This is a genomic window from Kitasatospora sp. NPDC057738 (assembly GCF_042798815.1).
GTDB lineage: Bacteria > Actinomycetota > Actinomycetes > Streptomycetales > Streptomycetaceae > Kitasatospora > Kitasatospora lactacystinica.
The window spans coordinates 56,889-67,505 of record NZ_JBHVJT010000042.1; the positions used below are offsets into that span (position 1 = coordinate 56,889).

9 protein-coding genes are annotated in these 10,617 nt (G+C 74.5%); 7 read left to right on the plus strand and 2 right to left on the minus strand.

Going from position 1 to position 10,617, the window contains the following annotated elements; all coding sequences use genetic code 11:
- Positions 1 to 22: 22 nt before the first annotated feature.
- Positions 23 to 1,651, plus strand: coding sequence for an FAD-dependent monooxygenase (locus tag ACFVGO_RS22780; protein ID WP_380633667.1), 1,629 nt, complete (start codon positions 23 to 25; stop codon positions 1,649 to 1,651).
- On the opposite strand, the gene ACFVGO_RS22785 is transcribed toward ACFVGO_RS22780, so the two are convergent.
- Complete coding sequence (locus ACFVGO_RS22785) at positions 1,633 to 2,055, minus strand: DUF4345 domain-containing protein (RefSeq protein WP_380633669.1); 423 nt, start codon at positions 2,053 to 2,055, stop codon at positions 1,633 to 1,635. The genes ACFVGO_RS22780 and ACFVGO_RS22785 overlap by 19 nt on opposite strands.
- Before the next feature lie 101 nt (positions 2,056 to 2,156).
- On the opposite strand from ACFVGO_RS22785, the gene ACFVGO_RS22790 reads away from it, so the two are divergent.
- Positions 2,157 to 2,795, plus strand: a complete 639-nt coding sequence (locus ACFVGO_RS22790) for a TetR/AcrR family transcriptional regulator (protein ID WP_380355554.1) — start codon at positions 2,157 to 2,159, stop codon at positions 2,793 to 2,795.
- A gap of 102 nt (positions 2,796 to 2,897) precedes the next feature.
- Positions 2,898 to 4,148, plus strand: a complete 1,251-nt coding sequence (locus ACFVGO_RS22795; RefSeq protein ID WP_359897319.1) for a cytochrome P450 — start codon at positions 2,898 to 2,900, stop codon at positions 4,146 to 4,148.
- A gap of 187 nt (positions 4,149 to 4,335) precedes the next feature.
- Here the strand turns inward: ACFVGO_RS22795 and ACFVGO_RS22800 are convergent, their stop codons facing one another.
- Entirely contained in the window at positions 4,336 to 5,553 is a 1,218-nt protein-coding gene (locus tag ACFVGO_RS22800; protein WP_380633672.1) for a Dyp-type peroxidase, read from the minus strand.
- Positions 5,554 to 5,584: 31 nt separating this feature from the next.
- On the opposite strand from ACFVGO_RS22800, the gene ACFVGO_RS22805 reads away from it, so the two are divergent.
- The 4 genes from ACFVGO_RS22805 (at position 5,585) to ACFVGO_RS22820 (ending at position 10,507) form a co-directional block, all read left to right on the plus strand.
- Positions 5,585 to 6,946 carry a right-handed parallel beta-helix repeat-containing protein gene (locus ACFVGO_RS22805; RefSeq protein WP_380633674.1) on the plus strand — a complete coding sequence of 454 codons (1,362 nt, stop codon included), beginning with the start codon at positions 5,585 to 5,587 and terminating at the stop codon, positions 6,944 to 6,946.
- A 269-nt stretch (positions 6,947 to 7,215) separates the two neighbouring features.
- Positions 7,216 to 8,526: an MFS transporter gene (locus tag ACFVGO_RS22810; protein WP_380633676.1), complete on the plus strand. Its 1,311-nt coding sequence runs from the start codon at positions 7,216 to 7,218 to the stop codon at positions 8,524 to 8,526.
- A 127-nt stretch (positions 8,527 to 8,653) separates the two neighbouring features.
- A complete protein-coding gene (locus ACFVGO_RS22815) occupies positions 8,654 to 9,280 on the plus strand; it encodes a hypothetical protein (protein WP_380633678.1) in 627 nt (208 codons plus the stop codon).
- Between the two features lie 498 nt (positions 9,281 to 9,778).
- Entirely contained in the window at positions 9,779 to 10,507 is a 729-nt protein-coding gene (locus ACFVGO_RS22820) for a DUF4097 domain-containing protein (protein WP_380633680.1), read from the plus strand.
- Positions 10,508 to 10,617 lie beyond the last annotated feature (110 nt).

The following is a 10,617-nucleotide window of genomic DNA, read 5'->3' on the forward strand; positions in this document are numbered from 1 at the left end:
GGACGGCCGAGGGGGATCCGTCATGCACACCGTTCACAGCACTCGCCCCGCCCACCCCGACCGTGCGACCGAGGTCCTGGTGGTCGGCGCCGGCCCGGTGGGCCTCGCGCTCGCCGTCGGCCTGGCCCGCGCCGGGGTCTCCTGCCGCGTCGTCGAGCGGGAGCCGGGCTTCCGCGACCGGGGCGTGCGCGGCAAGGGGATCACCCCGCGCACGCTGGAGGTCTTCCACGACCTCGGCGTCGCGGACGCGATCCTCGACCGGGGCACGCTCAACCTCAAGGTCCGCACCTACGAGGGCGACCGGATCGTCGGGGAGGTCGACCCGGCGCCCACCAACCGCCCGACCCCCGACCGCCCGTACAACGGCATGCTGCTGCTCGCCCAGCACCACACCGAGGCCGTGCTGCGCGAGCGGCTCGCCGGGTACGGCGTCACCGTCGAGACCGGCACCGAGCTGGTCGGCCACACCCAGGACGCGGACGGCGTGCTCGCCACCCTCCGCCGCGACGGCCGCACCGAGCAGCTGGGCGCCCGCTTCCTCGTCGGCTGCGACGGCGGCCGCAGCACCGTCCGCAAACTGGCCGGCATCCCCTTCCTCGGCGAGACCTGGGACGAGGAACGCTTCCTGATGGCCACCCTGGACGTGGACGGCCTGGACGCCGACCGCATGCACCTGTGGAACCACCCCCGACTGGGGGTCGGCGCCCTGGTGCTGGTCCCGATGCGCGAGGACGACACCTGGGCCGCGCACGTCCTCGTCGAACCGGACGGGCACGGCGAGCTGCCGGCCCCGACCCCGGAGACCTTCCGCCGGCTGTTCGCCGAACGGGCCGGCCTGCCCGGGGTCCGGCTGCACGAGCCGACCTGGTCCACCGTCTGGCGGCCGACGGTCCGGATGGTCGAGCGCTACCGCGACGGCCGGGTGTTCCTCGCCGGGGACGCCGCGCACTGCCACTCTGCGGCGGGCGGCCAGGGCATGAACACCGGCATCCAGGACGCGCACAACCTGAGCTGGAAGCTGGCCGCCGTGCTGCGCGGCGCCCCCGAGGCACTGCTGGACAGCTACCAGGCCGAGCGGCTGCCGGTCGCCGCCGCCGTCCTGGCCGCCACCTCCGCCCAGCACCGCAGGCTGTTCAGCGCCGACGGCGCCCGCGCCCTCACCGACCAGTTCCGCACCATGTCCAACGCGGCGGGGGCCGACTTCACCGGGCTGTCGGTCGGCTACCGGGGCGGGCCGCTCGGCCGCGACCTCGACGACACCACCGGCATCCGGGCCGGCGACCGCGCCCCCGACGCGCCCTGCACCACCGCCGACGGCACGCCGACCCGGCTCTTCGACCTGTTCCGCGGCCCGCGCCTCACCCTGCTGACGGTCGGCGAGCACCCGGCCCTGGCCGCCGGCTCCACCCCGTCCGTCCCGTCCGACCCGTCGGACCCGTCGGACCCGTCGGACCCGTTCGATCCGCCCGCCCTCCCGGGCCTGCGCCGGGCCGCCGTGCTCGATCCCGACGGCCACGTCGCCCGGGCGTACGGGCTCCGCGGCGACGCCGTCGTGCTGGTCCGCCCGGACGGCTACGTCTCGCTGACCGGCGCCACCGTCGACCGGGCCACCCTCGCCGCCCACCTGGCGGACTACGCCCCGGTGGGCTGAGCCCCGCCCCGGGCCCGTTCGTCGGCGTCGGCGTCGGCGTCGGCGTCGGCGAGCCACAAGTACACCGGCGCGAGCCCGAGTTCGATCGCCATCAGCACCAGCTGGAACCAGTGCGGCCGGCCGTCCACCACGATCGACAGCACCCGCGCGAGGCCGCCCAGCAGGAGCACCGCCGCCAGCCACCGGACCGTCCCGGCGGGCACCGGCGCCTGCCGGGCGGCCCGGATCCAGGCGACGCCGTACCCGGCGAAGACCGCGCCCATGAAGCGGCCGAAGCTGCCGACCGTCGGACCGGCGTCCGCGATCCCGGGCATCGCGTCGTTTCCCAGCAGGATGTGGAGGAAGCCGATCGCCACGCAGGCGATCCCCATCGTCCACGTGAGCACCCGTAACGCCTTGGCCATGACCCACCCACCCGTCAGAGGTCTGGTTGACACGTGTCTACCAACCGTGCCCCACCAAGCTAGCGCCGACAAGTAGACATGTGTCAAGTAGCCTGGCCCGCATGCCAGTCCACGAACGACGCCGTCGGCTCTCCCTCGCCGAGCGACGCGCCCAGCTGCTCTCCGTCGGCGCCCGGATGTTCGCCGAACGGCCGTACGAGGAGGTGCTGATGGAGGAGGTCGCCGAGCGGGCCGGAGTCTCCCGCGCGCTGCTGTACCGGCACTTCGCGAGCAAGCACGACCTCTTCGCGGCGGTCTACCGGGAGGCCGCCGACGGCCTGCTCGCCAAGACCCGCTTCGACCCGGCCGACACCCTGATCGAGCAGCTGGTCGAGGGCATGGACGCCCACCTGGACTACTTCATCGCCAACCGGCACGCCGTGCTCACGGCCAACCGGGTGCTGGCCGGGGACCAGGTGATCCAGACGATCATCGCCGAGGAGCTCGACGCCCTGCGCGGCCGGCTGCTCGGCGTCCTCCCGCTCGCGGACGAGCGGGCGCGGCAGGCGGTGTCACAGGTCCTGCGCAGCTGGCTGGTGTTCGTCCGGGTGCTGGTCATCGACTGGCTGACCGAGGAGACCTGCACCCGCACCGAGCTTCGGGACGCCTGCATCGGTGCCGTACTGGGCGCCCTCCGGCCGCTGCTGCCCGCCGATCCGGCACCCGACCGGGAGCGCCGAGGGCATATCATCGGGGCGTAACGGGAGAAGCACCACAAGCGTCCAATTGCCTATGAATATATGACAATTACGCGCTTCGACTCCCCTCGACCAGCCGGACCTCCGAACCCCGCGAAGGGACCCATGGACTCCGTCGCAGCCGACCCCCGGACCACCCTCCCCCCACTCCACCGGCTCCCCCTCACCCCTGCCCAGCCGCCCCACCCCACCACCCTCCCGGACGGCACCCCCGCGTGGCTGATCACCCGCTACCACGACGTCCGGCAGGTCCTCGGCGACCCCCGGGTCACCCGGGCCGACCTGCATGACGTCGGCACCGCGGGTGCCACCGCCGACGTGGCCGCCAACCCGGCGTCCCTGTTCAACCAGGACGGGCCCGCCCACCGCCGGCTGCGCGGCACCGCCCAACGGGCCTTCACCCCGCGCGCCATCGCCGGCTGGCAGCCCTGGGTCGCCGCCGCCGTCCAGCAGTCCGTGGACCGGCTGGTCGCCGCCGGCCCGCCGGCCGACCTCGTCCCCGCGTTCGCCCGGCCGGTGCCGTTCGCCGTCACCACCCGGCTGATGGGGCTCGACGGGGACGGGCCCGACCACCTGGACGAGGAGCGGCTGCACCGCTGGACGCTCGCCCTGCTCGCCCAGGGCGAGGACGAGGGCGGGAACCAGAGCTCGGCCGATCTCCAGGCCGAGGACCGACGCGGCACCGAGACCGGTCACGACGACACCCTCGCCGAATTCGGCGCCTTCATGGGCGAGTTGGTCGCCCGCCGGCGCCGCGAGCCCGGTGACGACCTGGTCAGCCGGCTGGTCCGGGCCGCGGACCAGGACGGCGGCGTCCCCGAGGAGTCCCTCGTCTTCCTGGTCGCCGGGCTCACCGCCAGCGGCAACGAGAGCGTCGCCGGGGCCCTCGCCAACGCCCTGGTCTACGTGCTCGGCGAACGCCCCGAGCACTGGCCGCGCCTCGCCGACCCGGCCATCGCCGAGCGCACCGCCGAACGCCTGCTGCACTACATCCCGCTCGGCGACGACGAGGCCACCATCCGCCGCACCACCGCGCCGATCGAGGTCGGTGACGTCACCATCCCGGCCGGCTCGGTCGTCGCCGTCAGCCTCGGCAGCGCCAACCGCGACCCGGCCGTCCATCCCGAGGGCCTCGACGCCGACCTCGGCCTCCCGCTCGCCGCCCCCACCCTCGCCTTCAGCGCCGGACCGCACTACTGCATCGGCGCCTGGCGGGTCCGGCTGGAGATGCGCGAGTCCCTGCACCGCCTCGCCACCGCGCTGCCCGGCCTGCGCCTCACCGTCCCGGTCGCGGACCTCGCCTGGCAGCTCGGCGGCACCACCCGGAGCCCGGCCCGCCTCCCGGTGGACTGGTAGCCGCGTCCGGGAGCGCGGTCGGCGCCCCGCTCGGCGTCAACAGTCGGGCAGGGCGCTCGGTCACCGCTCCCGGCGCCGCTCGACGCACTCGGCGTCGCCGCGCCGGTGCTCATGTTCCCGCCGGACAGCGGCTGTTCCTCCGCACCGTTCGCCCGAACGGCTCGTCCGAACAGCTCGTCCGGACGGCTCATCCGAACAGCCCCTCCCCCAGCGTCCCGCCCTCGGGCGCGCCCGGCAGCACGTAGGCCACCGCCGAGGCCGTGTGCTCGACGAAGGCGTTGAGGGCGTCGCGGGCGGCCAGCCGGTTCTGGACCCGGGTGAACTGGGCCGGGTCGCGCATGAAGGCGCAGAACAGCAGGCCGCGGTCGCCCGGGCCGTCGTCGTAGCTGTAGCCGCGCCGCAGCATCCGGGCGCCGCCGTCCAGCCGGGGGCTGGAGAGGCGGACGTGCGCGGTGGCCGGGATGACGTACGAGCCGTCCGGGTTCTTGGTGTAGATGTCCGGCTCGTCGTGCTCCGCCGTGCCGGTGAGCGGGGCGCCGTCGCCGGCCCGGCGGCCCATCACCTGCTCCTGGCGGTCCCCGGGGAGGGCGGCGAAGGCGGCGGTGTCCATCCGGATCCGGCGGTAGACCAGCGTCGTCCCGTGCTCGTACGGTCCCGGCGGACCCCAGACCCACTGCCCGCTGTCCGTACCGTCCGGGTTCGCCGTGCCGTCCTTGAAGCCGAACAGGTTGCGCGGGGTGGCGCCCCCGGTCGTCCGGGCCAGGAAGCCGGACTGCGTCCAGCGCACCGTCGCGCCGGCCGCCCGGGCCGCATCGCCCACCTGCTCGGCGACCACGGACAGCGGCCAGCGGTCCACCGCGCACAGCTGGACCACCAGGTCGCCGCCGCCGCGCGCCGGGTCGAGCCGGTCCCCGGGGAAGGCGGGCAGCTCGGTCAGCAGGGCCGGCGGAACGTTCAGCCCCAACCGGGCGGCGAGGCCCGGCCCGACCCCCACCAGGCTGCTGAGCCCGGCCGGCCGGCCGTCCCGCAGCCGCGCGTCCGCCGGGCTGGCGCCCGCCGCCTCTGCCAGCACCCGGGTCAGCCCGCCGAGCAGGCCGCGCAGGGCGGCCCGCCCGTCCGAGGTCGCGGCGGGCGCCAGGTCGAAGGCCAGCAGCTGGGTGGCCGGCTGCTGCGGGGCCGTCACCCCGGCCTGCCGTTCGCCGTGGAAGGGTTCGGCGGACGGCTCCGGCGCCGCTGCCGGCCGGCCGGGGTCCGCCCGGCCGTCGCCGCCGCCCAGGGCCAACGCCGCGGCCCCGGCACCGAGTCCGGCGGCCGCCACCGCCCCGCCCGTGATCAGGGCCCTCCGACCCACACCGGTCCTGACGGTCGGTGTCCGGTCCTGCGCCTTTCCGGCTTCGGCATGCATGGGCGACATTGGAGACGATAGAACACGCCGTATGCAACTTTTGACCACCCGTCACCCCGGTCCGACCGCAACACCCCCACGCGGGGCCCGAACCGTCAGGCGTCTGCCCGCGCTGCTCGCCGCCGCCGTCCTCGCCCTCGCCGGCTGCTCCTCGGGCGGCTCGGCCTCCTCCGACGCCAAGCACCCGGACGGCACGGTCATCCGGGTCCCGCAGCACTTCCCGACCGTCCAGCAGGCCGTCGACGTGGCCCGCGAGGGGGACACCGTGCTGGTCGACCCGGGCACCTACCGGGAGAGCGTGCGCCTCACCAAGCCCAAGATCGTGCTGCGCGGCACCGACCGCAACACCGTGGTCCTGGACGGCGGCCTGCGGCTGGTCAACGGCATCACCGTCTCCGGCCCCGGCTCGGTGGTGGAGAACCTCACCGTCCACGGCTACCTCGCCAACGGCGTGCTGTTCACCGGCGTCACCGACGAGAAGCTGCAGCAGCACGGCGCCGGCGGCTCCGCCTACGACCCGCTGGACACCGTCCGCTTCCCGCCCGTCCAGGGCTTCCGCGCCAGCAACGTCACCGCGTACAACAACGGCCTGTACGGCATCTACGCCTTCGACGCCCGCGGCGGAGTCATCGAGGACTCGTACGCCTCCGGGGGCGCCGACTCCGGCATCTACGTCGGCCAGTGCAAGCCCTGCGACACCCTGGTGCGGGGCAACACCGTCGAGCGCAACGCCGTCGGCATCGAGATCACCAACGCCTCCGACAACCTCACCGTCGTCGGCAACCTGGTCCGCGGCAACCGGGTCGGCGTCACCCTCAACTCCAACGACCTCGAAGCCCTCGCCCCGCAGCACGGCGCGGTGATCGCGGGCAACGTCGTCACCGACAACAACGCCACCGACACCCCCCAACAGGCCGACGGCGCCTACGGCATCGGCATCGGGATCGGCGGCGGCACCGTCAACCAGGTGCAGCGCAACCTGGTCCGGGGCAACCGCGCGGCCGGGATCCTCGTCACCGACCCGCCCGGGCACCCGGCGAGCGGCAACCGCGTCGAGGACAACCGGGCCACCGGCAACGGCACCGACCTGGTGCTCGCCTCCGTCGATCCGGGCAACTGCTTCACCGGCAACCAGCCGGCCGTCCAGAGCCCGGACGGCCTGGAGGGCCTGGCGGGCTGCGCGGTCCAGGGCCGCGGCGCCCCGCCCCTCGGCCGGACCAGCCCGGTCCAGTCGCCGCCCGGCATCCCGTTCAGCCAGGTCCCGGCCCCGCCGGCCCAGCCGTCGCTGCCGGACCCGACCGCGCCCGGCCGCCCGGCGACCGACCTCCCGGGCCCGGTCGACCCCGGCGCCTACCCGCTGCCGGAGGCCGCGGACGCCGTGCCGAAGCACTGACCCCGGGCGCGACCGGGGGCGCGGGCGCTCGCGTCGCCCCGCCCGTGCCCGCCACGCCCCGCCCCGCCCCGGCCGGGCGGGCGGGGCAGGCGGGCGGGGCACAGGCGGGGCGGGCGGCCGGGAATCCGGCCGGATCCACCGAAGCCCACCGGACACTCCGGACACCGGCGGATGACCCCGACACCCCTCCCGACACGGACAGTTCGGGACACCTCAGGCAGTTCGGAAACCGCCCGAACGGCCCTCCGCGGACATGACATACTGCGTCGGTGACCTCAGCCGACCTGGCCGCGAAGCCCTCGAAAAGCCGTCCTCAACTGGGCCGGAAGTTCCACCTGCTGTGGTCCGCGTCGGCGATCTCCTCGGTCGGCGACGGCATGCGGGACTCCGCCCTGCCGCTGCTGGCGGTGGCCGTCTCCGACTCCCCCGGCGCGGTCTCCGTGGTCTCCGTCGCCGCGTCCCTGCCCTTCCTGCTGATGTCCCTGTACGGCGGAGTGCTCGCCGACCGGGCCGACCGGCGACGGCTGATGTGGACGATCGACGCGGCGCGCGCCGCCGTCGTCCTGGGCTTCGCCTGCTGGATCTTCGTCGCCGACCCGCCGCTGGTCGCGCTCGCCGCACTGGCCTTCCTGCTCGGCTGCGGCGAGACGGTCTTCTCCAACGCCGCCACCTCGGCCGTCCCCGAGCTGGTCCGCCCCGACCAGCTCGACGCCGCCAACGGCCGGATGCAGGCCAACATGCTCGTCGGCGGCAACCTGATCGGCCCGCTGCTCGGCTCGGCGCTGTTCGCCGTGGCCGCCGCGGCCCCCTTCACGGTGGACGGCGTGTCCTTCGCGCTCGCCGCCGTCCTGGTCGCCGCCACCGGCCGCTCCACCGCGCCGCGCACCCGGGCCGACCGCCGCCCGGTGCTCACCGAGATCCGCGAGGGCGTCGACTGGCTGCTCCGCCACCGCGACGTGCGGATGCTCGCCGTGCTCTCCACCCTCGGCGCGCTCGCCTGCTTCATGGGCACCACCATGATGGTCCTGATGGTCACCAGGGTCATCCACGCACCCGCCGCCGCCTACGGCATCGTCCTCGCGGCCGGCGCCATCGGCGGCACCGCCGCGAGCACGCTGGCCGGCCGGCTCAGCCGGCTGCTCGGCCGGGGCACCCGGATCGCCCTCGCCTTCCTGCTGATGGGCGTCTCGCTGATCCTGATGGGCCTGAGCACCTCGGTGGCCGAAGTGGCCGTGCTGTACGGCGTGGTCGGCTTCGGGATCGTCACCTGGAACATCCAGGCGATCTCGCTGCGCCAGCAGGCCGTGCCGAAGGAGCTGCTCGGCCGGGTCAACAGCTGCTACATGCTGCTCAGCCGTCTCGGCATCATGGCCGGCGCCGCCCTCAGCGGCTGGATCGCCTCCGCCGTCGGCATCCGCACCCCGCTGCTGATCGGCGGCGGCCTGCTGCTCGCCCTGCTGGTCGCGGTGCTGCTCCTGCTCCCGCGGATGGCCGCGCTGGAGGCCGTCCCGGCGGGCGCCGCGTCGAACTCCGGCGCCGGCGTCGAGGCCGGGTCCAGGTCCGGGTCCGAGGCCGAGTAACCCCGGTGCCGGAAGGGCGGCTTTCGCGTCCTCCCACTCAACGGCCCCTGCCGGCCGGTATGGTGACCCGAGGGGTGGCGCCGGGAAGACTGGTCGGTGCACAGCACCGCATGCCCTGAGGAGAGCCGTGAACGCCAACCACCCCACCGCCGCGGACCGGTCGACCGCCTCCGACTCCCCCGATTTCTCCGCTGCCTCCGCTGCCTCCGCTGCCTCCACTGCCTCCCGCGCCGAAGCGCCGCCCGTCGGCCTCGGCCCCCTGGTGCGGATCGACGGCGGCTGGTTCATCGGCGACCACGAGAGCACGGCGCACCTCGCCGTCCTCCCCGGGGGATTCGAGCACCGCGTCGCCGGGCGGGATCCGTTCCTGGTGCCGTGGGACCGCCTGATGAGCCTGCAACTCGGGTTCACCCGCGGCCGGTTCCCCAGCACGCCGGTCGGCGGCCTCCCGAACTCGTACGACGGCGCGATCGGCGCCCACGGCTCCTGCCTCAGCGCCATGGTCCGGCACCCCTACGACCTGTGGCGGCCCCGGTTCGTCCACCACGGGTGGTGGTACCCGGCGCCCGAGCTCACGGTGCTGCGCCAACTGCTGGGGGACATCGTCGACCTCGGCCACGTCGAACGTCTCGGTGACGATGCCTGGCTGACCTCGGCCGTCGAGGAACTGGCGGCGGACCGCCACCTCCGGAAGTGGCGGACCGGAAAGGCCGTCATGGAAGGCGTGAAGGAGATCATCACCCGCGGGGCGTGACCTTCGCCTGGTGCCCCGGACTCCCCATGGACAGGTCAATCCGTTGTCCGTAGAATTCTTCTGACAGGTCGACAGATCGGGGCGGCCGTGACGGCGCAGCCCCGGTCGGCCCGTACCGGGTGATGCGGCAAGGCCGCAGCCCCCGACGCCGAGCCGGGCGCCGGATCGCTCCCCCGTCGATCCGGCGCCCCTCCGCCCGAATGTCGCGCACAGGGCACGTCGCACCACCCACCGGGGCCGCGATCTCGCCGCCGCCTCCGAGGGCCTCTTCTCTTCCTGCGAACGTCGCGCTTGCCTCGGGCGCCGCTTCCGTCAGGCCTCGCCCTGCGCCGGTTCGCCGGTGACCCGCGGGCGCCCGGCGTCCCCGAGGTGGGGGAACTCCCCATCCGGGGACGGGGGTTAGCCCCATGGCCGATGGCTTTCGCACCGGGATAGCGTCGTCGGGTCCGCCCCGCGACGGGGCCCGTTCAGGAACGTCCTCCAGATCTGGGGAATGACATGCGCCAGCAGTACGGCCGTCTCGCGTCCTTCGTCGTCCTCGCGGCCGCCGTGGGCGGTCTCGGTGCCTGCGGGTTGGCTCCCGACAACAACTTCGACGACGACGCCGCGGTGAGCGGGACGATCACCGCGGTGAAGCTCGACACCACCTCCGGCGGCGTGACCCTGCGCGGCAGGGACGGCCTCGACAAGGTCTCCGTGCACCGGTCGGTCAGCTACAAGAACGACAAGCCGGGCGCGACCAGTCGGGTCGAGAACGGCGTGCTGGTGCTCGGCGGCTGCGGCCAGCACTGCTCGGTCACCTACACCGTCGACGTCCCCGCGGGGCTGCCGGTCAGCGGCCGGACCTCCACCGGCGCGGTCAGCCTCTCCCGGGTGGGCGCCGTGCAGGTCTCCACCCACTCCGGGGCGGTCGATCTGGACGGGGTGAACGGCAGCACCGAGGTGAAGACCACCAACGGCGCCATCACCGGGCGCGGACTGAACGGCGACCGCATCCGGGCCGAGACCCACAACGGCGCGATCGACATCACCTCGACCAGGCCGCAGGACGTCTCCGCGTCGACCTCCAACGGCGCCATCACCCTGCTCGTGCCGGCCGCCACGTACAAGGTGTCCGCGAAGAGCGACAACGGCCACCAGGACATCGGGGTCTCCGACGACCCGTCCGGCCGGTACCGGCTCACCCTGAGCACCAGCAACGGACACATCACGGTCAAGCAGGCCTGACGATCCCCGCGGCGCGGGGCCGGCCAGCGGGGGGGCCCGGGGGGGGGGTACGGCCGGATGTCCTGGGGGGCCGGTTGGGGTCCTCTCCTCCTTCTTCGGGGGGGCCTTTT